The sequence below is a fragment of the Streptomyces olivaceus genome (genome assembly GCF_000721235.1).
GTDB classification, from domain to species: domain Bacteria; phylum Actinomycetota; class Actinomycetes; order Streptomycetales; family Streptomycetaceae; genus Streptomyces; species Streptomyces olivaceus.
In genome coordinates, this window is record NZ_JOFH01000006.1 from 215191 (window position 1) to 238982 (window position 23792).

At 68.7% G+C, this 23792-nt stretch carries 28 protein-coding genes; 6 read left to right on the forward strand and 22 right to left on the reverse strand.

What is annotated here, in order from left to right; translation table 11 throughout:
• Window positions 1–30: 30 nt before the first annotated feature.
• Window positions 31–969: a LysR substrate-binding domain-containing protein gene (locus tag IG94_RS0109730; RefSeq protein ID WP_031033450.1), complete on the reverse strand. Its 939-nt coding sequence runs from the start codon at window positions 967–969 to the stop codon at window positions 31–33.
• 138 nt (window positions 970–1107) lie between these two features.
• Here IG94_RS0109730 and IG94_RS0109735 point away from each other — a divergent pair, with 138 nt between their 5' ends.
• Both IG94_RS0109735 and IG94_RS0109740 read left to right on the forward strand, forming a co-directional pair.
• Window positions 1108–1662 carry a peroxiredoxin gene (locus IG94_RS0109735; protein ID WP_031033453.1) on the forward strand — a complete coding sequence of 185 codons (555 nt, stop codon included), beginning with the start codon at window positions 1108–1110 and terminating at the stop codon, window positions 1660–1662.
• 6 nt (window positions 1663–1668) lie between these two features.
• Window positions 1669–2205, forward strand: coding sequence for an alkyl hydroperoxide reductase (locus IG94_RS0109740; RefSeq protein ID WP_031033455.1), 537 nt, complete (start codon window positions 1669–1671; stop codon window positions 2203–2205).
• Window positions 2206–2347: 142 nt separating this feature from the next.
• Here the strand turns inward: IG94_RS0109740 and IG94_RS0109745 are convergent, their stop codons facing one another.
• The 7 genes from IG94_RS0109745 to IG94_RS0109775 form a co-directional block, all read right to left on the reverse strand.
• A complete protein-coding gene (locus tag IG94_RS0109745) occupies window positions 2348–3721 on the reverse strand; it encodes an AI-2E family transporter (RefSeq protein ID WP_031033458.1) in 1374 nt (457 codons plus the stop codon).
• 172 nt (window positions 3722–3893) lie between these two features.
• Window positions 3894–4598, reverse strand: coding sequence for an aggregation-promoting factor C-terminal-like domain-containing protein (locus IG94_RS0109750; protein ID WP_031033460.1), 705 nt, complete (start codon window positions 4596–4598; stop codon window positions 3894–3896).
• Between the two features lie 461 nt (window positions 4599–5059).
• Window positions 5060–6385 carry an RNA 5'-3' helicase PhoH2 gene (gene phoH2 / locus IG94_RS0109755; protein ID WP_031033464.1) on the reverse strand — a complete coding sequence of 442 codons (1326 nt, stop codon included), beginning with the start codon at window positions 6383–6385 and terminating at the stop codon, window positions 5060–5062.
• 909 nt (window positions 6386–7294) lie between these two features.
• A complete protein-coding gene (locus IG94_RS0109760; RefSeq protein ID WP_031033465.1) occupies window positions 7295–8101 on the reverse strand; it encodes a class I SAM-dependent methyltransferase in 807 nt (268 codons plus the stop codon).
• A 123-nt stretch (window positions 8102–8224) separates the two neighbouring features.
• Window positions 8225–9103: an LLM class flavin-dependent oxidoreductase gene (locus IG94_RS0109765; protein ID WP_031033467.1), complete on the reverse strand. Its 879-nt coding sequence runs from the start codon at window positions 9101–9103 to the stop codon at window positions 8225–8227.
• Between the two features lie 85 nt (window positions 9104–9188).
• Window positions 9189–10232, reverse strand: coding sequence for a hypothetical protein (locus tag IG94_RS0109770; RefSeq protein ID WP_031033469.1), 1044 nt, complete (start codon window positions 10230–10232; stop codon window positions 9189–9191).
• On the reverse strand, window positions 10220–10882 hold the full coding sequence (locus IG94_RS0109775; protein WP_031033472.1) for a hypothetical protein: 663 nt from the start codon (window positions 10880–10882) through the stop codon (window positions 10220–10222). The genes IG94_RS0109770 and IG94_RS0109775 overlap by 13 nt, the downstream gene beginning before the upstream one ends.
• A gap of 171 nt (window positions 10883–11053) precedes the next feature.
• Between IG94_RS0109775 and IG94_RS0109780 the strand changes: the two genes are divergently transcribed.
• From IG94_RS0109780 to IG94_RS0109795, 4 genes are all read left to right on the forward strand, one after another.
• Complete coding sequence (locus IG94_RS0109780) at window positions 11054–11434, forward strand: DUF192 domain-containing protein (RefSeq protein WP_031033474.1); 381 nt, start codon at window positions 11054–11056, stop codon at window positions 11432–11434.
• Between the two features lie 77 nt (window positions 11435–11511).
• Window positions 11512–12585: a DNA polymerase III subunit beta family protein gene (locus tag IG94_RS0109785; protein WP_031033476.1), complete on the forward strand. Its 1074-nt coding sequence runs from the start codon at window positions 11512–11514 to the stop codon at window positions 12583–12585.
• A gap of 53 nt (window positions 12586–12638) precedes the next feature.
• Complete coding sequence (locus IG94_RS0109790; RefSeq protein ID WP_052410614.1) at window positions 12639–13109, forward strand: hypothetical protein; 471 nt, start codon at window positions 12639–12641, stop codon at window positions 13107–13109.
• A gap of 92 nt (window positions 13110–13201) precedes the next feature.
• Window positions 13202–13807 carry a TetR/AcrR family transcriptional regulator gene (locus IG94_RS0109795; protein ID WP_031033480.1) on the forward strand — a complete coding sequence of 202 codons (606 nt, stop codon included), beginning with the start codon at window positions 13202–13204 and terminating at the stop codon, window positions 13805–13807.
• 113 nt (window positions 13808–13920) lie between these two features.
• Here IG94_RS0109795 and IG94_RS42535 read toward each other — a convergent pair whose 3' ends face one another.
• From IG94_RS42535 to IG94_RS0109870, 14 genes are all read right to left on the reverse strand, one after another.
• Window positions 13921–14061 (reverse strand): hypothetical protein, encoded by a 141-nt coding sequence (locus IG94_RS42535; protein ID WP_157852229.1) that lies wholly within the window; start codon window positions 14059–14061, stop codon window positions 13921–13923.
• Between the two features lie 8 nt (window positions 14062–14069).
• Window positions 14070–14972 carry a hypothetical protein gene (locus IG94_RS38490; RefSeq protein ID WP_107060486.1) on the reverse strand — a complete coding sequence of 301 codons (903 nt, stop codon included), beginning with the start codon at window positions 14970–14972 and terminating at the stop codon, window positions 14070–14072.
• The gene (locus IG94_RS0109815; protein WP_031033483.1) at window positions 14969–15709 is read right to left on the reverse strand and encodes a hypothetical protein; all 741 of its coding nucleotides are present in this window, start codon (window positions 15707–15709) and stop codon (window positions 14969–14971) included. Before IG94_RS0109815 ends, IG94_RS38490 begins: the two co-directional genes overlap by 4 nt.
• On the reverse strand, window positions 15709–16569 hold the full coding sequence (locus tag IG94_RS0109820; RefSeq protein ID WP_157852231.1) for a hypothetical protein: 861 nt from the start codon (window positions 16567–16569) through the stop codon (window positions 15709–15711). The genes IG94_RS0109815 and IG94_RS0109820 overlap by 1 nt, the downstream gene beginning before the upstream one ends.
• Before the next feature lie 157 nt (window positions 16570–16726).
• Window positions 16727–17032, reverse strand: coding sequence for a hypothetical protein (locus IG94_RS0109825; protein ID WP_031033487.1), 306 nt, complete (start codon window positions 17030–17032; stop codon window positions 16727–16729).
• 168 nt (window positions 17033–17200) lie between these two features.
• Entirely contained in the window at window positions 17201–17710 is a 510-nt protein-coding gene (locus IG94_RS0109830; protein WP_031033489.1) for a hypothetical protein, read from the reverse strand.
• Window positions 17711–17738: 28 nt separating this feature from the next.
• The gene (locus IG94_RS0109835; RefSeq protein WP_031033492.1) at window positions 17739–18359 is read right to left on the reverse strand and encodes an OmpA family protein; all 621 of its coding nucleotides are present in this window, start codon (window positions 18357–18359) and stop codon (window positions 17739–17741) included.
• A gap of 7 nt (window positions 18360–18366) precedes the next feature.
• Window positions 18367–18948: a hypothetical protein gene (locus IG94_RS0109840; RefSeq protein ID WP_031033494.1), complete on the reverse strand. Its 582-nt coding sequence runs from the start codon at window positions 18946–18948 to the stop codon at window positions 18367–18369.
• 33 nt (window positions 18949–18981) lie between these two features.
• Complete coding sequence (locus tag IG94_RS0109845) at window positions 18982–19581, reverse strand: pilus assembly protein TadG-related protein (protein WP_031033677.1); 600 nt, start codon at window positions 19579–19581, stop codon at window positions 18982–18984.
• Entirely contained in the window at window positions 19578–19778 is a 201-nt protein-coding gene (locus tag IG94_RS0109850; RefSeq protein WP_031033496.1) for a membrane protein, read from the reverse strand. Before IG94_RS0109850 ends, IG94_RS0109845 begins: the two co-directional genes overlap by 4 nt.
• 366 nt (window positions 19779–20144) lie before the next feature.
• Window positions 20145–21047 carry a DUF5936 domain-containing protein gene (locus IG94_RS0109855; RefSeq protein ID WP_031033499.1) on the reverse strand — a complete coding sequence of 301 codons (903 nt, stop codon included), beginning with the start codon at window positions 21045–21047 and terminating at the stop codon, window positions 20145–20147.
• A gap of 19 nt (window positions 21048–21066) precedes the next feature.
• Window positions 21067–22011 carry a type II secretion system F family protein gene (locus IG94_RS0109860; protein WP_031033501.1) on the reverse strand — a complete coding sequence of 315 codons (945 nt, stop codon included), beginning with the start codon at window positions 22009–22011 and terminating at the stop codon, window positions 21067–21069.
• 85 nt (window positions 22012–22096) lie between these two features.
• Window positions 22097–23434 (reverse strand): TadA family conjugal transfer-associated ATPase, encoded by a 1338-nt coding sequence (locus IG94_RS0109865; RefSeq protein WP_031033503.1) that lies wholly within the window; start codon window positions 23432–23434, stop codon window positions 22097–22099.
• Window positions 23435–23452: 18 nt separating this feature from the next.
• A complete protein-coding gene (locus IG94_RS0109870; protein WP_031033506.1) occupies window positions 23453–23773 on the reverse strand; it encodes a TadE/TadG family type IV pilus assembly protein in 321 nt (106 codons plus the stop codon).
• Window positions 23774–23792 lie beyond the last annotated feature (19 nt).

Here is a 23792-nt window from a genome sequence, read left to right on the forward strand (position 1 = left end):
ACTGAGCGGCCGTCCGACCGGGGCGGTCGCTCAGTCGTGCACCGTGCGGACCGGCAGGTCCCGCATCGCCTCCCGCAGGGCCGCCGCCAGTTCCTCGTACTCCGCCGAGCGGGCCGCGCCCGTGCGCATGGCGAGGGCGATGCGGCGGGTGGGGGCCGGGTCGGCGAAGGAGGCGGTGAGGAGCTGGCTGGAGCGGGAGGTCTCCACGCGGACGGCGGTGCGCGGCAGCAGCGTCACGCCGAGACCGCCGGCCACCAGCTGCACCAGCGTCGACAGGCCGGCGGCCGTGGTCGTCGCCGGGACACCCGCGCGGCCCGCCTCCCGGCAGATGTCGAGGGCCTGGTCGCGCAGGCAGTGGCCCTCGTCGAGCAGCAGCAGCTTCAGCTCGCGCAGCACCGAGCGCTCGACGCCCTCCCGGCCGCCGAGCCGGTGGTCGAGCGGTGTGACCAGTACGAAGTCCTCGTCGAAGAGCGGGAGTTCGGTGACCCCGGGGACGCCGAGGGGCACCGCGAGCAGCAGCAGGTCGAGGCGCCCGGTCGTCAGCCCCTCCAGCAGACTCGCCGTCTGCTCCTCGTGGACCTGGAGGTCGAGGTCGGGATAGCGGTCGTGGACGAGTCGCAGCACCGTCGGCAGCAGGTAGGGCGCCACGGTCGGGATGACACCGAGCCGCAGCGCGCCGGTGAAGGGCGCCCGTACCGCCTCGGCCTCCTCCAGGAGCGCACCGACCTCCGCCAGGACCGCCTTGGCCCGCACCGCGAGCCGGGCGCCGGCGGGCGAGAGCAGCACCTTGCGCGTCGTACGCTCCAGGAGCGTGACACCCAGTGCCTCCTCCAGGGCCGAAACGGCGCCGGAGAGCGCGGGCTGGCTCATGCCGATCGCGGCGGCGGCGTCCCGGAAATGCAGGTGCTCGGCGACCGCGTCGAAAGCCCGCAGCTGGGCGAGACTGGGCTGCCTCTTCTTGCTGGACACTAATAGCCACCTCCGATCAACTCGACCGAGTGTAGCTATTTCACTAATCAATGCACCCTGTGCCAACATCAACAACGTCCAACCCATGGGAAACACTCGCAAACCGGGGTGTTTCTTCGCTGCGCTTTTGGAGAGCACGTGCTCACTGTCGGTGACAAGTTCCCCGAGTTCGATCTGACCGCCTGCGTCTCGCTGGAGAAGGGCGAGGAGTTCCAGCAGATCAACCACAAGACCTACGAGGGTCAGTGGAAGGTCGTCTTCGCATGGCCCAAGGACTTCACCTTCGTGTGCCCGACCGAGATCGCCGCCTTCGGCAAGCTGAACGACGAGTTCGCCGACCGTGACGCCCAGGTCCTCGGCTTCTCCGGCGACTCCGAGTTCGTGCACCACGCCTGGCGCAAGGACCACCCCGACCTGACCGACCTGCCCTTCCCGATGCTGGCCGACTCGAAGCACGAGCTGATGCGCGACCTCGGCATCGAGGGCGAGGACGGCTTCGCGCAGCGCGCGGTCTTCATCGTGGACCAGAACAACGAGATCCAGTTCACGATGGTCACCGCCGGCTCCGTCGGCCGTAACCCCAAGGAGGTCCTGCGGGTCCTCGACGCCCTGCAGACCGACGAGCTCTGCCCGTGCAACTGGAGCAAGGGCGACGAGACCCTGGACCCGGTCGCGCTGCTGTCGGGAGAGTGAGCTGACATGTCCCTCGACTCCCTGAAGTCCGCCGTACCGGACTACGCCAAGGACCTGAAGCTCAACCTGGGTTCGGTCATCGGCAACTCCGACCTGCCGGCGCAGCAGCTGTGGGGCACCGTGCTGGCGACCGCCATCGCCTCGCGCTCCCCCATCGTCCTGCGCGAGCTGGAGCCGGAGGCGAAGGCGAACCTCACGCCCGAGGCGTACCGGGCCGCCAAGTCGGCCGCCGCCGTCATGGCGATGAACAACGTCTTCTACCGCACCCGGCACCTGCTGTCGGACCACGAGTACGGCACCCTGCGCGCCGGTCTGCGGATGAACGTCATCGGCAACCCGGGCGTCGACAAGGTCGACTTCGAGCTGTGGTCCTTCGCGGTGTCCGCCATCAACGGCTGCGGCATGTGCCTGGACTCGCACGAGCAGGTGCTCCGCAAGGCCGGGGTGGACCGCGAGACGATCCAGGAAGCGTTCAAGATCGCCGCCGTGGTCGAGGCCGTCGGCGTCACGCTGGACGCGGAGGCGGTACTGGCCGCCGAGTAGCCACGCGACCCGCGGCGCACACGGCGCACACGGCACGGGCCCCGCTCACCTCCCCCGGCACCAGGGCGAGGCGGGCGGGGCCCGTTCGCGTCACGGCGAGGCGTCACTGCGTCGGCGAGGCATCAACTGGGTCGGCGAGGCATCACTGCGTCGGCGAGGCGTCCGCCGGCGGGGTGTCCTCCGGGGGCGGCGGGGGCGGACCGACCGCCGGGGAGGCGTCCGTCGACGTGGCACCGTGCGGTTTCGGCGACTGCCGCAAGGCGGTCTCGCGGGAGTACGCCCGCAGATAGCCCACGACGGTGTTCGTCACCGCCACCAGCGGTACGGCGACCACCGCGCCGCCGATGCCGGCCACCATGCCGCCGGCGGCCACCGAGAGCACCACCGCCAGCGGGTGGACGCGCACCGCGCGCCCCAGGATGAACGGCTGCAGGATGTGGCCCTCGATCTGCTGCACCGCGAGCACCACGACGAGCGTCATGACCGCCGCGAACATGCCCTGCGTCACCAGCGCCACGACGACCGCGAGCGCGCCGGACACGACCGCGCCGACGAGCGGGATGAAGGCGAACAGGAAGATGAACACGGCCAGCGGGACGGCCATCGGCACGTCCAGGAAGTAGATGCCGAGGCCGATGAAGATGGCGTCGATCAGCGCCACGACGACCGTGCCGCGCACGTACGCGGTCAGCGTCCGCCACGCGCGCGGACCGGCACCGGCCACGCCCGGCCGGGCCGCCGCCGGCACCAGCTTCAGCGTCCACTGCCAGATGCGCTTGCCGTCGTAGAGCAGGAAGAGCGTCGAGAAGGCGGCCAGCAGGATGCCGGTGAGCGCCTCGACGACGACCGTGACACCTTCGAGGCCGGCCGACGTGATCTGGTCGGTGTTGGCCCCGACCGCCTCGCGCAGGTTCTTGGCGATCTCGTTGATCTGCTTGTCGGTGACGTGGAAGGGGCTGTTCAGCAGCCAGTTGCGCAGTTCGTCGATGCCGTCCTGGACCTGGTCGGAGAGGTTGTCGATGTTCTCCATCACCTGCCAGGTGACGAACCATCCGATCAAGCCCATGATCACGAACCCGAGGATCGCGGTCAGGGCGGTGGCCGGCCCGCGCGGTACGCCGTGCCGGCGCAGCCACGCCACGGCCGGCTGGAGCAGCGCGGTGATCAGCAGCGCGGCGACGAAGGCCAGCACCACCAGTTGTACGGCGCTGATGACCCGCATCAGCACCCACACGGTCCCCGCGAGCACCAGCAGCCGCCAGCCGGCCTCGGCGGCGACCCGTACGCCCCAGGGCACGGCCTGTGCCGGGTCGGGGCGCTCGCGGACCAGAGCCGCGTGGTGCGTGACGGCGTACTCGTGCGCCGCCTCCTCGGGGGACGGCGTCAGGTCGTCGGCGGACGGGACCGGTCCGTCGGCGTCGTCCCGGCTCGCCTCGGCACGGCGCTGGTCCAACCGCTCACTCATCTGGGTCAGTCCGGCGCCGACCCGGCCGAGCCACCCTGGCACTCGCGACATGATCCGTCCTCTTCCCCCGTCCGTCCCCACCACTCCCCCCTGGAGTCGTTGCGTCAGACGCTACATGGCAGCAGCCCCTCCCCCTAGGACGGGGAGGGGCTGCGCGAGATTGAGGGCGGGCACCGGGTCTCGGAACCGGATGCGGTACCGAGCCGAAGCCGGAACAGGCGCCTCAGTACCAGTTGTTCGCCTGCCAGAAGCTCCAGGCGCCGCACGGGCTGCCGTAGCGGCTGTCCATGTAGTTGAGCCCCCACTTGATCTGGGTGGCCGGGTTGGTCTGCCAGTCGGCCCCCGCGGACGCCATCTTCGAACCGGGCAGCGCCTGGACGAGTCCGTACGCACCCGAGGAGGCGTTCGTCGCCTGGTAGTTCCAGGTGGACTCGTGGTTCACGATGTTGCTGAAGCACTGGAACTGCCCGCTCGGCACCAGCTGCCGGGCGATGGCCTGGACTTCGGCCACGGTGTACGAGCTCTGGACCTGGATGGTGGAGGCGTCACGAGTCGCGCTGCGGCTGGCGGCCTCTTCGCGCTCCTTGCGCTCCTCGGCCTCCTTCTTCGCCTTGGCCTCCTTCTCGGCGGCCTCCTTCTTGGCGACCGCGGACTTGGCGGCGGCCTTGCGCGCCGACTCCTCGGCGTCCTTCTTGGCGCTCGCGTCCGCGGCGATGGCCTGTACGTCGGCCTGCTGCGTCAGGGACGCGGTCTGCACCTGGGCCTGCTCGCCCATGGGGATGTCCGCCAGCAGCGTCGTGCCTGCTGCCGTCGCCTCCGCGTCGCTGTTCTGCGCGGTGCTGCCCGAGGCAACGCCGACGACGCTTCCGACTGCGGTGACCGCCGTGGCCGAGGCCACTGCGAATCCCCGGACCGAGATCCGGCTCACACGGTTTCCTTCCAGCATCGCCCGCTTCGGTGACCCTCGCGGACGCAATCGTGCCCCTGGCGCTGGCCTCCTCCAACTGCGGTCACGGGAGGCGCGGGCCCGGTGGACAACTCCCGTGCGGGAGGCGTCGCGTGGTGCTCGGGCGGCATACGAACTCGACTATGGAGTTGGCTCTGGTGCTGCTGTGGCGCCGTACCGCTCAGGGCACAGCTGTGTCGTATGCGGGGCCTGACAGGAATGAGATGCTGCCGTACCCCGACGGGGTGAGGCAATTCTGTGTTGCGTGTGAAAGCTCACATCCCGTTTGGCCCAGGGGATTCCCGGAAACCCGCGCGCGCCACAGCGCCGCCCGGCTAGGCTCTTGGCCTTTCCGGACGGCGCCGACGGTCGGACGTCGGGTCAGGTCCCGTGCACGGGACGGTCCGAGGTGCGAACCGTTCGCGGTGCGGACCGGGTGACGGTCAGATGTGTCCGTCCTCCAGCATCTCCGTCACCAGCGCCGCGATCTGGGACCTCTCGGAACGGGTCAGGGTGACGTGCGCGAACAGCGGATGCCCCTTCAGCTTCTCGATGACGGCGACGACACCGTCGTACCGGCCCACCCTCAGGTTGTCCCGCTGCGCCACGTCGTGGGTCAGCACGACGCGCGAGTTGGCGCCGATCCTGGACAGCACGGTCAGCAGGACGTTGCGCTCCAGCGACTGGGCCTCGTCCACGATCACGAACGCGTCGTGCAGCGAGCGCCCCCGGATGTGGGTGAGCGGCAGGACCTCGAGCATCCCGCGCGCGGTGACCTCCTCGATGACCTCGCGGCTGGTGACCGCCGACAGCGTGTCGAAGACCGCCTGCGCCCAGGGGCTCATCTTCTCGGCCTCGGAACCGGGCAGGTAGCCGAGTTCCTGTCCGCCGACCGCGTACAGCGGACGGAAGACCATGACCTTCTGGTGCTGGCGGCGTTCCAGGACCGCCTCCAGGCCCGCGCAGAGCGCCAGCGCCGACTTGCCGGTGCCGGCCCGGCCGCCCATGGACACGATGCCGACGTCCGGGTCGAGGAGCAGGTCGAGCGCGATCCGCTGCTCGGCACTGCGGCCCTTGATGCCGAAGGCCTCCCGGTCGCCGCGCACCACCCGGACGTTGCCGTCGGGGGTGACGCGGCCCAGGGCCTTGCCGCGCTCCGACTGGATGGTCAGGCCGGTGTGCACGGGCAGCTCGGCGGCCTCGGGGACGTAGACCCGGCCCTCCTCGAAGAGCACGTCCACCTGCTCACCCGGCAGGGTGAGTTCGGACATTCCGGTCCAGCCGGAGGCGTCCGTGATGGCCAGCTCCGCGCGGTACTCCTCGGCGAGGAGGCCGACGGAGGACGCCTTGATCCTGAGCGGGAGGTCCTTCGACACGACGGTGACGTCGTACCCCTCCGCCTGCAGGTTGCGGGCGACCGCGAGGATGCGAGAGTCGTTGTCCCCCAGGCGGTAGCCGGTGGGCAGCACGCTGGGGTCCGAGTGGTTGAGCTCGACACGGACGGTGCCGCCGAGGTCCCCGGTCGGGATGGGGGCGTCGAGGCGACCGTGCCGGACCCGGAACTCGTCGAGCAGGCGCAGGGCCTGCCGGGCGAAGTAGCCGAGCTCGGGATGGTGCCGTTTGGCCTCCAGCTCCGTCACCACGACGATCGGGAGCACGACCTCGTGCTCGTCGAAGCGGTTCAGAGCGTTCGGGTCGGCCAGCAGGACGCTGGTGTCGAGAACGTAGGTGCGCCGGTCGGGCTTGCGGCGCTTGGTGCTGGTCACCACGGAAGGACGTACCCCCTCGGATGAGGTCGGGGAGCGACGGAGTGGACGCTGGGCCGGAAGGGCGGTAACGAGCCGGCCGGTCGACGGCCGCCCTGCACTGGCGCGGGCCGCGGACCGGCCCTCCGCCGCGTCTTCCGTGCCGTGACCGCACGGTGGGGCTGGTGCAAAGGGCCTCCCGGGCGGACGGCTCCGTGCCGTCCGCTGAGATCCGACACCCGTGGTTCGGGCGTCGACCTGCTTGCGTTATGCCCTCGAACAAGCGCCGCCATGCCACGGCGCACGACGACGCACCGGTGAACACCTCGTTACAGGGGTCCCGGGAGTGCGGCGCGCAACACGAAACGCGCTGGTCCGGCGCAACGGGAAACCGGCCGGTCCGCACTCGTCCGGCGGAACAGAAAACGGGCCGGTCCGTGGGGGGGGGATACGGACCGGCCCGAGGGGGGGTTTCCACCATAACCCTTCGTAAGGAATGTCGCGCGCATCGGCGTGCCACAACTACTCTCCGCATCCGTCCGGCGACAGCCGAGCACTCGCGGAGGCTCTCGTTCCGCCCCGCACCACGACCCGAAACACCAGGTCGGCGGCGGCGACAGGCGGACGAACGGGCCACGGCGGGCCACGGAGATCCCCGGAGAGCGCCGGGTCCGCCCGCCGAACCGTTCCCCCAACCGGATGACGCGCCCGGCGTACGCCCGCTTGACCGCCCCGCTCACCCGGCCCGCCGGCCCGGCACCGCGCAGCCCCCTCCACTGCGCGGCGCCAAACGCGCAGCTTTGCTTGCGCGAATTACCTGCCTAGAACGTACGCGACCGAGTCACCGAATTCGAGCCGGTCCAGGACAACGATGGATAACAATCGCCAACGAGGGACCACCGCGACGGGCCGCCGCGCCTACGCACCGTTCGCTCACGCCGTCTTGCGCACATCGAAGAGGTGGCGGGCGCTGTGGGCGACGAACGGGCCGTCGGCCTCGATGCGCTCGTGCAGGTCGCGCAGCCGGTCCAGGTACGCGTCCACGGTGAAGCCGGGCACCATCCACACGACCTTGCGCAGGAAGTGGACGACGGCACCGATGTCGAAGAACTCCATCCGCAGCCGTTCCGCCCGCAGGTCGACGACCTCGAGACCGGCCGCCTCGGCATCGCTCCGCTCAAGCTCGGGATGGCGTCGCCGCCGGCTCTCCTGCGGCAACGGCCCGAGGAAGTACTCGATCAGCTCGAAGACGCTGGCGGGACCGACGTGCTGGGCGAAGTACGTACCGCCGGGCGCGAGCACGCGGGCGACCTCGTCCCAGTGCGGCTGGACGGGATGCCGGCTCACGACCAGGTCGAAGGCGCCGTCGGCGAACGGCAACGGCGCGTCGTCGGGCACGGCGACCACCGGCACGCCGCGGGGGGCCAGCAGCCGGGTGGCCTTGGCGACGTTGGGCGCCCAGCCCTCGGTCGCCACGACGAGCGGGGACCGGCGGGAGCCGGCGGCACCGAGAGCGAAGTCCAGCACCTCTCCGCCCCCGGTCTGCACCTCCAGCACGGCGGAGGCCCGGACCAGCCGCCTGGCCATGGACCGGGCGTACCCCCAGGAGGGCCGGGCCTCGGTGGCCCGTCCCTCGAACCAGGAGAAATCCCACCCGTCGGTGGGCACGGAGGCACCTTCGGCCACGAGGTCGTCGAAGGCGCGGTGTCGAGGGGGCCGGGACGGTGGCGGCGGCACCATAGGAGGGAGATCCGTTTCGACGGCAGAAGTAAAAAGAAGGAAGAAAAAGGAGAGAAGGGAGAGAAGGGAGCAAGAGACAAGGAGCAACAGCCCTCCCCCTTAGACCCTCAGACCCTCAGACCCTCAGGCCTGAGCCACCAACGGCCGAACCTGCTCGGCGGCGAACCGAACGAACCCTTCCGGGTCGGGCTCGTCCCCGGTCGGCTGGAGGATCACGGTGTCGGCCCCCGCCTCGGCCAGCCGCTCCACGGCGGCGGCGACGGCGCCCGCGTCCCCGGCGACGCCGAGACCCGGCACCGTGTCGTCCCCTTCGGCGACCAGTTCGGCCCGAAGCCGCTCGGCGGCGCCGGCCCCGGTGGCGGCGAGCAGATACACGACCACCCGGTGCGCTTCCGTCCGCCCGGCCGCGGCCCGCCCTTCGTCGATGAGCCGCCGGGCCCGTCGTACCCCGTCGGGCGGAGTGGACGCGGTGAGCACGGTCCCGTCGGCGGCTTCACCGGCCAGCCGCAGCGAGCGGGGCCCGGTGGCGCCGGCGAGCACTTCCACGGCTCGCTCCGGCGGCCAGTCGAGGGCGACGTCGTCGAGCCGGACGTAGCGCCCTTCGGTCGTCAGGCGCTCCCCGCCGAGCAGCGCCCGCAGGGCGAGCAGGTGCTCTCTCAGCAGCGTGACGGGAGACTCAACCCGCGCTCCGACCTGCCCCATCCAGTCCTGCACGCCGTGTCCCACACCGAGGAGGGCGCGCCCGGGGAACATCCGGTGCAGGGTGGCGGCCTCCATGGCGGTGACGGCCACGTTCCGCAACGGCACGGGCAGCAGCCCGACGCCGACCCGCACCCGCTCGGTCCACGCGAGGGCGGCTGCGGCCGTGGAGATCCCACCCTCGCGGAAGCAGTCCTCCCACAGCCACAGCTCCTCCAGCCCCGCCTCATCGGCAGCACGAGCCACGGCACGCAGCCGCTCGGGGGCAACCTGAGGCCGGAAAACGGCACCGAGTCCAGTCATGCAGCCTTCCTACCCCCGCCCCACTTCCCCGGACAACACGATTTTGCGGGGCGGGGGCCGGGTATCGCGACTGCCCGCTCTCTACTCAGCGGTTGATGGCCTGAATCTCCTGGACGACGACGTCCTGGGTGGCACCGAAAGCGCCATCGGGGAGATCCCCACCCGCACCACCGGTGCCAGTCCAATGAATTGCCCAAGTAACCGTCGCTTGAAGCGGGAACGTCCCATCACCTGATGAGCGCAGGTACTTCACCCCGCACGGAGGCGTGCTGTCGGCCTTGCCTTTTTCGTACGGCGCGCCGATACGCCCATCAGTGATCTCGCAGACACCAGACGCAGGATACGTCTCGGCATCCGGCGTTCCCGGTTTGATCTGCAGCGACACCGGCTCCGCCGTGGCCGTCGCCTCGATGCCGATCGCCTCCACAGACGCGGTGACCGAGACCGGCTTGAACTCGGCACCGTTCAGCCACGCCCACGTCGGAAGGTTGACCTTGGTCGCATCCGCGGGCGCCAGTGTCACCTCGGTACCGGGGACACGGATCTCCGCGTAGGCGAGTTCGGCGAGCACCTCGGGCGTCACAGCGTTCTCGATGTCCGCGGGCGGAGCGTCTCCCGTGTCCACCCAGAAGGGCCCCTTGTTGCACTTTTCCCAGCCCGGCGGATAACTCTTGTTGACATACGAATCCCACCAGTACCCTTTTCCAGTCTTGTCTTTATTGAACCCCTTCTCCTCGTCCTTGGCGTTGTACTTCTCCCGCTGCTCGGCGTCCCACTCGTACCCCGTGGATTCAGCCTCCCAGATCGGTTCCAGAGTTTTCTGCAACTCTTCCGGGCTGTACTTGGGGGCGTACCAACAAGGCGGTGGGCTCCATGAAGTGGACGAAGTTAGCGCCCCGGCAGATCCGCCTCCGCCATTCTTCGAACGGTCGAACTTGACTCCACCCACGGCGACAGCGACAGTGCCGTCGCCGTCGGTCTCCGCGCGCTGCTCGCTGCCCGAGTTCTGTGTGTTCCCATCGAGAATGTCGTCGGCGCTTGCTACGCCAGGAAAAACAAGAAGCGACAGGCACAAGCCAACCGTGACTGTTGCCAGCAGCGTCTTCGTGGCGCGGGTCAAGGCTGGCACTTGGGACTCCCACTCTGTGAAGCGACCTTCTGAATTTCCCACACCCCGTCACTGTTTTTTCTCAGCGACGTGTGATAAATGACGTAGCTCTTCTCAGTTACCTTGGTTTCCCTGACTTTACCGGTCTCAAGGTACTTCACATACGCCTTGCCTTGATCCTCGCAGTATGTAAAAGAAGCCGTGCCGTCTTCGTCGACTGCTACCTCAGGAGCGTAGAAGCGGTAGCTCCCCGTGATTACCGCCTTCTTGTCTACATAGTTCTGAATGAACTCCTGAGTACCTGCGGCCGCCTCTCCCTCATAGTAATAGAGGTAGGCTTTGTCCAAAGCGTCTTGGTTAACGATTGCCAAGTCCACCGCTTTGATGGATTGTTCACTGTCGGCCAGAACCGCATCCTTTTCCTTGTTTCCCGTCTTGGGCCACTCGAAGGTGTGGGAGAGATCGGCCGGCAGTTGGAGTTGAGGTCGGTCTGCCTTGGACGGCTCGGCGGCAGTCGGTGAAGCCGACGGAGTAGAACTTCCCGTGTCCGCCCCCGCGATCTTGTCGTTGTCGCCGGAGCTGTCGTCGTCGCTCCCGCACGCGGACAGCGTCAGGGCCGTAGCGGCGGTCAGTGCGAGCGCTGCGAGGAGGGTGGGGCGGCGGCGATTCACTGTCGGCTCCTGGGTGGGACGAGGCTTCTCTTCAGCGAAGCAACGCTATCCACCGGGCGTTGGAGACACCAGAGTGAAAGTGTCTCGCTACTGTCACCAACCGGTGAGGGTCAGTTGCACGTGCAGCTTTTCGATACGTAACAGGTTGACAACAGCAGGGAGGGGCACCGGATGGGACGCCAGCGGCGTTGGCGGGACGGGGTGGGGGCGTTGGTGGTGGGGGAAGGGCTCGACCGGGTTCGTGTGCCCCTGAAGATCGCCGGATCTTATCGGGCCCGGACGAAGGGGCTGTTGGGGCGGGACGCCGTCGATGGGGCGATGCTTCTGACTCCTGCCAACAGCGTGCACACGTTTCGTATGCGGATGTCCATCGACGTGGCCTATCTCGACCGGCGCCTCACCGTCATCGCCGTACGCACCATGCGGCCGGGCAGGCTCGGGTGGCCCCGGGTGCGTTCGCGGCATGTGCTGGAGGCGGAGGCCGGGGCGATGGAGCGGTGGGGGGTGCGGGTGGGGGCCCGGGTGGAGATCGCGGAGGGCCGGGAGGGCTAGCCGGCACCGGCCGTTGTGCTGGTGACGCCCGACGTCGGTGTTGACCTTCGAGTTGGTTGAAACTCGATGATGGCGAGATGCCGAATTCCGAGCTGATGCCCATCGGGGTCTTTGCCCAGCGCAGTGGTCTGACCTCCAGCGCGTTGCGCTTCTACGCCGACTCCGGGCTGCTGCCCCCAGCCGAAGTGGACCCGGTCTCGGGGTACCGCCACTACGGCGCCGACCAGGTGGCGAGGGCGACCGCGCTGCGTCGGCTCCGCGAGATCGCCATGCCCCTCGCCGAGGTCGGGACGGTTCTCGACGCCGAGGCCGGCGAAGCCGCACGGCTGGTTGACGAGCATGTTGCCGGGGTTGTTGGGGATGCGGCGGCTGCACGGCAGAAGGCTGCTGTCATCAAATCCGCGCTCGGCGGCGACCGGCCCGGTCTGCTGATCGCCGCGTTGAAGGGGCCCGTGCTGGCGGATGCGGTCGACCAGGTCCTCACCTCGACCGCATACGGGCCGGGGACGGCGGTGCTTACCGGCGTACACGTCGAGGCGGGTCATGAGGCGATCACCCTGACGGCGACCGACCGGTTCCGGCTGTCCACTCGGTCCCTGGTGCCGGCACGGACGGCGGAGCAGACATGGGTCGGCACGATCGACGGCGACGACCTGCGGGCGGCGGTCGCCGAGATCCGGCACAGTGCGCTGGTCCGCATCGAAGCGGTGCCGCACGGGATCCGGCTGCGCATGGGTGAACGGGAGGGCCGGCACTGCCGGTTGCTGTCCGAGGAGTTCCCCGACCACCGGCTGATGCTCGCGTCCCTGGGTGAGGTCACCACCCGCGCCACGGTCGCGAAGGACCTGCTGCTGCGCGCCCTGGAAGAACACCCCGGGGAATGCATCGCGCTCCACATCTCCGGCCACGGAGTGGACGTCCGGTCACCGAACGACGAACACCCCGGCATTTCGCTCCTCGCCACCGTGACGGGCGAGGCCCTCAAGATCCGGTTCGAGACGACCACGCTCTATCCCGCCGTGAGCACGGCCATCGGCCCCGACGTCATGCTCGACCTGCGAGGACACGACCGGCCCGTCACGATCCGCTCGGCCGACCGCGGCGATCTCACCACCCTGGCCATGCCCGTCAGGGCCGCATACTCGTCCTGAACGACCCCGAGGAACCCTTCGTGCCCACCGCACCCGCCGGCCCCGACCCGACCATGGACGCCATCGGACAAGCCGTCACCGAAGGCCGAACGGGCAGCACGCTCTCCGCCCGCCGCAAGCTTCTGGGCCTGTGGTTTGAGATCGGCGTCACCGGCGACCCGCTGCACCGCTGCTCCCTCGCCCACTACCTGGCAGACCTCTACGAAGACCCCGCCCAGGCCCTCGCCTGGGACGTCCGGGCCCTGGACGCTGCCGACGCCATGACCGACCAGCGCGCCCAGGAGCACCACGCCGGTCTCCGCGTTGCCGGGTTCTACCCTTCCCTCCACCTCAACCTGGCCGACAACTACCGTCGGCTCGGGTCCTTCGACGCGGCCACCGCGCACCTCCACGCGGCCGAGGAGCACGTCCCCGACCTCCCGCAGGACGCGTACGGCACCCTCCTGCGCACCGCCCTCGACGAGGTGGCGCAGGCCGTCTCCCGGCGGGACACCACCAAGCGGCCCCGGCGAACGCCCGAATAGAGGGCAGGTCGGCGACGTCCAGCCTGCACGGACCACAAAGTAGACGGTGTAAACTATGTAGTCAATGACAGCAGGCTGATACCGTGACCGCCATGCCAGGCATGACCGATGAGCGGCCCTTCCATCACGGGAACCTCCGGGCCGCACTGCTCGACGCGGCCGGGCGCGCTCTGCGCGAGCACGGGGCCGACCAGCTGTCCCTGCGCGATCTGGCCAGGGAGGTCGGGGTCAGCCACGCCGCACCGCGCCGGCACTTCGCGGATCGCCAGGCCCTGCTGGACGCGCTCGCCGAGGACGGGTTCGCCCAGCTGGACGGTGCGTTGCGCGCCGCGCTCGCCGGCACGGACGACGACTTCTCCGCGCACATGCGGGCGGCCGTGACGGCCTACATCCGCTTCGCCACCGAGAACGCCGCGCTTCTGGAGCTCATGTACACCAGCAAGCACCGCCCCGGCGCGACGCGGATCGCCAAGGCGGCCGAGGCTCCGTTCGGGCTGATGAACGAACTGATCGTTCAGGGGCAGCGGCAGGGGGCGTTGCAGGGCGGCCCCTCCGAGCGGATCGGGATCGTCCTGTTCGCGACCCTCCAGGGCATCGCGTCGATCATCAACGGCGACGTCGTCGGCCCGGAACTGCTCGACGGCCTCGTGGACAACGCCGTCGACCAGTTCCTGCGCGGCGCCCGCCCGCCTTCGTAGGGGCTCTCGGCCATCCCGAGTGCACGGCCGATCTCGGCGAGACGGTCTCCGCGCCCCCGTCCCGCCCCGGGACCCACGCCCGTTCCAGACGCTGCACACCATGCTGGTACCGCTCACCGCCGTGTCGTCCGCGGCTTGGCCTGGCTCAGCGGCAGTTCGACCGCGGGTTCGGTCGTGGCGGGGCTGGTGAGCGCCGGCGGCAGCGTGCCGGCGTGCGGCCCCTCATCGGCGACGGACGGGCCAGGGCGGGCCACAGCGCCCCTCAGTCGTGCGGGACTTCCTCGACCACGGTCTCCCCGAAGCGCCACGAGCCGCGATTGCCGGCCGCCTCTGCCCGCAGGCCCATCTCCCAGGCGATCCGGGCCGCTCGCTGCTGAGATATGTCGGGGTAGTCCTCAGGATGGATCTTGATGTACCCACGTCTGTCAGCGGGGTACGTACCCAACGCCTTCCGGAGCTTCTCCTCCTGCTCCGGGGCCGCGGTGTGGTTCCGGGTGACGGTCTTGTACACCTTGCGCATTCCGGCCGACGGCTTACCGTCGGCTCGCCGCTTCGCGGCGTCTGAACCTCGCCAGGTCATCCAGCCGACCGAGCCGAGTGCCGCGAGGCAAAGCGCTGAGGCTCCCATCAGTTCGGCCGTTGCGTCCACCTGCCCCGGCGTCTGCGGCGGCAGTTCACCTTTCGGGTCCTCAATCACCGAGAGCACTTGGCCGACGTCGTACAGATCGGATGTCGTTTCCATCTCGGGCCCCAGAACCCGAGCACCGTCCTCTCGCTCCAACGTATAATAGGAATGTCGCCCTTTGCGGCCCTGTGCTGGATCGAGTCGTTCCTTCACGACCGTGCCGGTGATCTCCTCACCGCGCTGTTGGAGCATAATGTCATCGCGCGCCATCCCCATGACGTACACGGACATCGCTGATGTAATCACAATGAACAGAGCAGCGTACAGACTTGATTCTTTGGCTCCCAGCTTTTCCATAAGTACGACGAGGATCACACCGTGGACAATCCACAGGGGCACAAGAAAAATGAGTCCCAAGTCGTCTGCAATCAGGAACATGCCTGCAATGACGGCCAGCACGTAGCAAAAAGCACCGATCACCGACAGTGTGCGGTAGCGCTTCCGACTCGTCGACGCTCCGCCCTCCACATCAGCGCTCATGCATGAGTCTCCGTTCTCCCGCCGCCTGGGCCCTCGGCCCTCTCATTGGTTGCCTCGTCCGGCTCGCCCGGATCGTCCGGCGATACTGACGCCATTATTCCGCTGAGTAGATCGAGGCACTCGGGCCACTTGTCTATGTCCTCGGTCATGAACACGAAGAGGGCGGAACCCGGGCCTGTCTGCAACGGAACACAGAACTGAACCTGCCGTACGGCGGCAGATACAGGTTCATCCAACCCAAAAATCACGCCGGGGATCTGAAGCTCTTGATCTCGTACACATAGCGCGGCGATGCCGTAGGGCAACATGACGAGCCCGACCTCCGCGTCCGGATACAAACTGCGCCACTGAACGGCCGTGCGCTTCGCGCTTCCCTGACGGTCCTGGCTCTGAGGACCGGTCTCCGGCCTTTCAATGATCACGCTGAGCGTCCCATGCGAGAGCTTGCCCCCATCCGACCGTAGTAGGCAACTCGACACGTACTCGGCGCCCACCTCGATCAGCGTTCGCAGAATGTACTCGCCCGAAGCGACGAGACTGAACTTCTGTTCCAGAGTTGCTCCAGTGAAGAGTGAATCGGCCGCGTCCGCCATCCTGAGCAGACGGACCTCAGAGTCTTCGTCGAGATCGAACTGGACAAACCCGGGAGGTAGCTCGAACCACAGGTCAGGCGCGCCGGTGGAGGGGTCAGTCTTCGTGGACAGCGGGCCGTGACTCGGTGCGTCGGTGGAATCCATCAGTCAGTCAGCTCCCAGGCACCCAGGCCGATGGAACTGCCGACGGCGACCACGCCACCGAACTTCCCGCCGCCGACGCCTGTGGCGATGTTGGCCACTCCCGTTCCCCAAGTGGCCGTGTCATACCGGCCGGTACTGGTCGCGTAGGCGTTGACCGCGGTCGGCGCCGTCCATGCGAGCTGTGCGGCAGCCTGGATGCCTTCGGTCGCAGTCAGGGCAGCACCCCGCGAGATGCCCAACTTGCTGGCGGCGGCCATCACAGGCTTGTCGATCACCCTGGCTACCGGATCGGCTTCCTTCGCCAGTCTCTTAGTCGCGGAGACGGCTGTCTTGATGCCGACTCGGCTGCCCTTCACTACACCTCCGGCTCCTCGCGCGGCTTTGTATCCGGCTTTGATTCCGCCGAAGCCGGGCACCATGCCGAGTGCGTCGCCACCCAATGTGAGCCAGTTGCCGATGTTCTGTCCGGTGGGTGGAAAAAGTCCATTCACACCATAGGCAGCTGCATGGGTGAAGAACGCCACGGCACTGAGGCCGACAGCCAACGGAGCGAGCACCGGGCAGAAGATGGCGACGACGCCGACGACCGAGGCCGCGACGGTGATCCAGTCCGCGTGGTTTTTTATCCAGTCGCCGATCTCGGACAGGAGCTCACCCACCTGTCCCGGAAGGTCAGCTATCGCCTTGCCGAGGTCCGCGATGGCGTCACCGAGCTTGTCCCACATCCCGGGTTCGTTCGGAGCGATGTCCATGGCGTTCTTGAGGCGGTCGGCTATCGCCTTGCCGTACTCCACGTAATTAGCGGCCATACGGCGCCCTCTACGGCGCAGTTCCTCAAGTTCCAGCTCGTTGCCCTGCACCGCACGGTCGGCGTCCTGGACACTTTCCTCGCGGTCGTGGTCATCTTTTTTGCCGTCCGGCGCACCGTCTTGGCCACGTCGTCGGCCACCGGCTGGTCGCCCGGGCAAGGAACGAACCCCAGGGTCGGGAAGCTTTCCAATGTCGTCACAGCCATGACTACTTGGCGCTCCCCTTGCCCTGCTTCTTGCTCGCTTCGGCGAGTTCGTCGTCGAGCTTTTCGAATGCCTCCTTGACGGTGAGCAGCGCCTCGGAGGCCTTCTCGGAGAACTTGGTGAGCTGCTTTATCCCGTATGACCACTCGTCACCGAAGTCGTCCATGCGCCGAGCGAGCTCAGGTACACCCATGGAGCTGCCGGTGACCTCTTTCATCTCCCGGCCCGGCTTTTTCATCAGTTCGGCTATGTGATCGAGGTTGTGCCTCACCCGGTTCAGCACCTCGTAGTCAGCGGTCAGATCACTCACAGTTCCCCCCGGTTCCGGCCACGTTGCTTCGATGGGCGAGACGGGTCGCCCTCAAACAGATCAAAGTTATCCAGAGGACGCATGCGAACACCAGTTGGACGGCAGCCCACCGAGGTCGACCGCCTGTTGTGGGTCGCCGTCGCGGACCCGTCTCCACTGGGGTGCGACTCAGGGAGACACGATACGGAGGAGGCCCGGGCCGGTCGGGGTCGTTGTTGTCTGGATTGTCACCGTGTCGGGCTGGGGCGTCGGGCGGGTGGTGGTGAGGGGGCCGCAGGAGTTGCCGGTGCCGTTTTCGCGGAGGTGGGTGAGGCAGCCCTGACCCGGGCCCGAGGCGCCGGCCTTGGACTGGCCGTTGGCCGACTTCACCTCGTACTCGATCTTGTTCGGGCCGACTTCGGTCACCGACAGCGTCGCCCGGCCGCCGCCCGGTGCCGGGAAGTGGAGCGTCACGGGCTTGGTCACCGTGATCTCACAGTTGCCGTCGGTGCAGGCGTCCGGGTCCTGGCCGTCCGCCGCGGGGGAACCGGCCGTGGGGTGGGGGGCCGTGGTGCGGTTCGAGACGGTGGGCGGGGCCGGGTCGGGCCTGTCCGTGCTGCTGCATGCGGCCAGCGTGAGCGCCGTCAGTGCGGCGAGGGCCGTCGGCGTCGCGCGGGGGCGCGGTGAGCGGGGGCGCATTCGCTTGTGCTTCGCTTTCTCGTGTTCGTCAGCCGCCTGAGCGCGGGAAGGAGACCTCCACTCTGCGGTTCTTCTTGCGCCCGGCCTCCGTCGCGTTGTCCGCGATGGGGTACTGCTCCCCATAGCCGCGGACCTCGTAGGTGATGTCGGCGTCGTTCAGGGTCTGCGACAGGACGTCGTGGACGGCGTTGGCGCGCTTCTTGGAGAGGGTGTCGCCGTGGGACGAGGAACCGAGGTCGTCGGTGAAGCCGAAGACCCGGACCCTGCTGGCGTTCTGGGTCTTGATCTCGTCGGCGATGCCGGTGATGCGGGACTTCGCCTCGGCACCCAGTTTCGCGCTGTCCTTGCCGAACAGCACCTCGGCCTGCAGGGCGAGCGTCACGCTCGTGTTCGTGTCCTCGCGGCGTTCGTCGCCGCCCTGCTCCTCCACGATGGACTTGATGTCCAGGACCTTCGCCTGGGCCAGCGTGGCGCCGTCGGGGAGCTTGAGGTCCGGGTCGTTGGGGTCCACCTCGACGGGGGCGGAGGCGGCGGGCTCGGTGCCCGGGGGGCCGCCCGGGTCGTCGTCGGCCTGGGCCGTGCCGGTGCCGTAGAGGGTGGTGGTCAGCAAGACGGAAAGGACCGTCGCCAGGCGGAGGTTCGAGGTCATCGGGGCCTCACCCGGAGATGGAGATCGTCGCGCTGGCGAAGGTGGGCAGTTGGAACGTGACCTCGGTGGTGTCCGCGGGCGGCGCGGGGAACTGCATGAAGACGGCGAGGCGGTCGCCGGCCTTCATCGTCGCGAATCCCGACGTTGTCAGGGGGCGCCCCTCCGTGTCACGCAGTACGTAGTAGCGCTTCTTGCTCTTCGAGTCGACTAGGGTCGCACCGCCGAGCGACCTGCCGTTGCGAACGATCTCCGTCTCGTTTCCACTCAGGGCGGAGGGGATCGCGACGCTTTTGTCGGCGTCGTTCTTCAGTTCGCCGTTGACCGTCACGAAGCCGCCCGCGTCCTTCTCGGCGGAGGTGATGCGCAGGCTCAGGCCCTCGCTTCCCTTCAGCTCGGCCAAGGGCTCTTCCGCGGTGCCCTCCTGAGCGCTCGGGGCCGACCCGTCCTCTTTCGAGGCTGACGCCGTGGCCTTCGGCTTCTCGTCGTCACCACCGCCGCTGCCGCAACCGACCAGGCCGAAGGCCAGCGCCATCGCAACGGACCAGGCGGCCAGTCCCCCACGGGCCCTTGTCGTGAACCGAATGCTCATGACTTCGCTTTCCTCGTCCTCGTCGTTCTCTTGTCAGCTGTCGGCCAGATGGACATCGAACAGGTCCTCAGGTTTCGGTAGGTCCGAGAGGTCGTCCGGCTTCAGGTCCCAGTCCTCTCCCCCTTTGCAGGAGAGGGTGGGCAGCACCTCGTCGTCGGCATCCTCAGCCGGTGGCTCGAACGAGCACCGGGCGTCTATGACGGCGGTCGCGGTCTCCGTCGCCGTCCGACCCTCCGTGCCCGGCACGATGCTCTCCCCCACAGTGTGATTGGTCTCGGCGACGACGGTGTAGCTCAGAAGCCCGTCCGGTGCGCAGTCCACCGTCGCGTCGTTGCTTGCCGCCAGTTGCTGAGCTCGCCAGCACGCGCTGGGAAGCGGTGCCTTCCCGTCGAAGATGTCCTGCCACATTTCCGGGTCCAGAACGTTGTCGAGCCACTCGTCCGTGAGGCCGTCCCGGGTTTCCAGGGCTGCCGCGAGTGCCGCCGCGTCCGCCGCCGTCTGCGCGTCGCTGCGGGTCGCTCCGGCCTGGCCGACCGCGAGGTACGCGAGCGCGAGGAAGAGCAGGCCCGCCACCACCGTGATGTAGATGGGGAAAGCCTGCCCCGCGTCGCTGTGCCTGCGGAGCCGACTCAGCCGCCAGTGACTTCGGCGATCTTCGACGTGATCGCGTCGTAGATCGTCTGCCCCAGCCCCGTCCCCGAGATGACCAGTACGATCGCCACCACCACGGCGATGATGCCCAGGTACTCCACGGCCGTCTGGCCCCTGTCGTTGCGGGTGGTGGCTTGGGTGTGGATGTAAGTGGCCTTGGTGCGGAGCCAGTTGGTCATGATGTTCCCCTCCAGGGTGGAAGGCCCCTTCGTGCGAGGGCCCCGGGGGCCCGTCGTGGGCCCGGTCGTGTGCTGTGGGGCGGCGGTCCTGGGGGGCGGTGAGCTGCTGGTCGGCCGTGTCGGACGTGCGGTCGGGCATCATCTCCGCCTCCCTCGTGCTCGGTTCGGACCTCGACCTGTTGGGAACACCAGGCAATGACTGTCCCACAGCGGATTGCAAATGCGAAAGGTTTTCCGTCGAAGTCGTCCAACTGGACGATGAGAGTTTGGTTGTTGATGTTTTTGGGGCGTGTGCAGTCGCACTTCTGTGGTGTACGTCGCCTCCCTTCTGCGAACGCGTGACCGGCATGGCGGGCTCCTCCTCCCCTACTCGCCCGTGAGGGAGCCGAAGTCCGTCCCCGAGCCGAGCACCAGCCCGGCGCCCAGGAGGATCAGCGTGGCCGGGACCATGAAGGTCGTGATCATCATCGTGGCCTTGGGGACCGCGCGGGCGGCCTTGCGGCGGGCGTTCTGGGCGTCCGTGCGGCGCATGTCCTTGGCCAGGGAGACCAGGGTGTCGACGATGGGGGCGCCCAGTTCCTCGCCCTGCTGGAGTGCCGTCACGAACATCGCCACCTGTTCGGAGTCGTTGCGCCGGCGCAGTTCCGTGAAGGCCTGGCGGCGGCTCATGCCGAGGTCCATCTGGCGGAGCGTGATGCGCAGTTCGTCGGCCCAGGGCCCCTCGTAGCGCATCGACACGCGGTCCAGGGCCTGACGGAAGCCGAGGCCGGCGCTCACCACCACCGCCAGGACGTCCAGGAAGTCCGGCAGCGTGCGTTCGATCACGTCCTTGCGGATGCGGATCGCCGACCAGATGCCGACCTCAGTCCAGAACGCGCCGAAGGCCAGCATCACGACCGCGCCCAGGAGCTGGCCGCGCAGGAGGAAGGCCAGGAAGCCGATCAGCCCGAGGGCCCCGTACACCGCCCTGCGGGCCGCGTAGCGGTCGATGGTGAGGCCGCCGGGGTTGCCGGCGAGGTCGATGCGGCGGCGGTATCTGGCCACCAGGGACGGGCCCATCAGGCGGAGCACCACCGGGGCGTAGCGCATGCCCATGCGGTCGATGAGGGAGTGGGCCGTGCCGGTACGGGTGGAGCCGACCTCCAGGGCGAGGGCGAGGTCGGCGGGGAGTTTCGTGTCGGCCCGGTACATGCGGACGCCGGCGAAGGCGCCCCAGACGCTCAGGCCCATGAGGAGGGCGAGGAGGAGGCCGGTGAGGGGGGTGTTCATGTCGGTTGCCCGCCTCCTTTCAGACGTCGATGCGGGACAGGCGGCGGATGAGGACGAAGCCGAGCGCGTAGAGGGCGAAGGCGATGATCACCGCCGCCTGGCCGACTGGGGAGCCCGTCATGCGTTCCAGGGCGCCGTCCTTCACCCCGTTCATCAGGAACAACGAGCCGACACCCAGGACGGGGACGGCGTACGACGTCATCGTGACCTGGGAGAGCTGGGTGCGGACCTCGCGCCGGGTCTCCTTGCGTTCCTCCAGTGTCTCCGTGAGGTTGCGCAGGGCGCTGACCACCTGGCCGCCGGCCCGGTTGGAGAGGACGAGGGTCGTGACGAGGACGACCAGTTCACGGGAGGGGAGCCGTTCGGCCAGCTCGCCGAGGGCGTCCTCCATGGCGGCGCCCAGGGCCAGCTGGTCGGCCACCTTGCCGAGTTCCTCGCCGGCCGGAGCCTCCAGCTCCTCCGCCGCCATGCCGATCGCGGTGCGCAGGGCGAGGCCGGCCTGGGTGGCGTTGGCGAGGATGCGGGCGAGTTCGGGGAGCTGGTTGATGAACTTCTCGATGCGTTTCTGGCGTTGCCAGTTGAGGAACTGGACGGCCACGCCCACGCCCAGCAGGCCCGCGAGAGGGCCGAAGAAGGGGGCCAGGGTCGCCTGGCCGATCAGCCAGAGCCCCGCCACCGTGCCGAGCATGTACACGAAGAACTCGCCGGGTGTGACGTCCAGGCCCGTGGCCGACAGGCGCCGTTCCAGTTGGCGGCCGAGCTTCGTGCGGCGCAGGCGGCGGTCCAGGGTGGGGAAGCGGCGGCGCCGTCCGGCGACCGGTACCTGGCCGGCGGCGGAGAGGCGGTCGACCAGGGCCGCGCGCTGGGCCCGGCCCGCGGCCCAGGAGTGCAGGCCGACGACGGCCAGGACGCAGGTCAGCAGCGTGATGCCGGTGGTGAGCGTGACGAGCGTTTCCAGTTCCATCGGCGGTTCCTACCTGGCTTCCGTGTCTGTCGTCATCGCGCCCGTCCTGCCCCTGGCTTCCGTAATCGTCTTCATCGCGCCCGTCCTACCTGGCTTCCCGGGTCGTGAGCTGGTCCAGGGTGTGGGCCACGCCGAAGGCCTGCGGGATGGGCTGGTTGGCCATGTAGAGGCGCTCGGCGGTGCGGTGCGGGAGGGGGTGGTACTCGTACGTGCCGACGATGCGGCCGTCGGCGGTCATCGGGCGGGCGTTGAAGCGGGCGACCGTGGCCAGGCGGTACGGCTCGCCCCCGTGGCTGGCCAGCAGGGCGATCTCGGTGATGCGGCGGGCGCCGTCGGCGAAGCGGGTGAGCTGGACGATGACGTCGACGGAGCTGTTGATCTGGTCGTGCAGGGCGACGAAGGGGATCTCGACGTCCGACATCGAGGCGAGGGTCTGGAGCCGCATCAGGGCGTCCTCCGCGTTGTTCGCGTGGACGGTGGCGAGGGAGCCGTCGTGCCCCGTCGACATGGCCTGGAGCATGTCCAGGGACTCGCCGCCGCGGACCTCGCCGACGACGATGCGGTCGGGGCGCATGCGCAGGGAGTTGCGGACCAGGTCGCGGATGGTGACCCGGCCCTGGCCCTCCACGTTCGGCGGGCGGGACTCCAGGCGGATCACGTGGGCCTGCTGGAGCTGGAGTTCCGCCGAGTCCTCGATGGTGATGATGCGGTCGGACTCCGGGATGAGGCCGGAGAGGGCGTTGAGGAGGGTCGTCTTGCCGGTGCCGGTCGCGCCCGAGACGATGATGTTGAAGCGGGCCTGCACCAGGCCGGCCAGCAGGTACAGCATGTGCTCGTCGAGCGAGCCGAGGCCGATCAGCTCATGGAGGGTGAAGGAGCGCGGGAAGCGGCGGATGGTGAGCGTCGCGCCGGTCAGGGCGAGCGGCGGGATGATGACGTTGACGCGCTCGCCGGAGGGGAGGCGGGCGTCGACCATGGGGTTGGACTCGTCCACGCGGCGGTTGACCGTGGAGACGATGCGCTCGATGGTCTGCATCAGCTGGTCGTGGGAGGCGAAACGGAGCGGGAGCTGCTCGACCCGGCCGCCGCGCTCGACGAAGATCGCGTCGGGGCCGTTGACCATGATCTCCGTGATGGAGGCGTCTTCGAGCAGCGGCTCCAGGATGCCGAGGCCGAGCGCCTCGTCGACCACACGGCGGATCAGCTGGGAGCGTTCGGCCGTGGACAGGACCGGGCCCTCGCGGCTGATGATGTGGCCGAGCACCCGCTCCAGGCGGGCGCGGCGTTCGGCCATCGCGAGCGAGCTCATCTCGGCGAGGTCGATCTCCTCCAGGAGCTTGGCCCGGTAGGAGGCGACCAGGTGTGCGTCCTCGCCCCGGCCGCCGTTCTCCTCGGGCGAGTGGATGCGTGCGCGCAGGCTCATGCGTCCTCGGCTCCTCGGTCAGTGGTCCAGCGGCATGGTGGCGGTCCTGGTGGCGTCCCCGAAGTCACAGCCGGGGACGATGGAGGGGATGCCGACGGTGGCGGTGACGGTGACCTCTTCGCCGCCGTAGGACGGGGGGCAGTCGGTACCGTCCGCCAGCCAGCTGCTGACGGCCGCCGCGCAGGCGCCCTGGGCGCTCTCCTGGAGTGAAGCGCTGCGGGCCCCGGCACGGGCGGCGGTGCCGGCCTGCTGGGCGGTGTACGCGACGAGGCCGAGCTGTACGACGGCCATGCCGACGGCGATCAGGACCGGGAGGAAGCCGAGGTACTCGATGGCCACCTGGCCCCGGTCCCTCCGC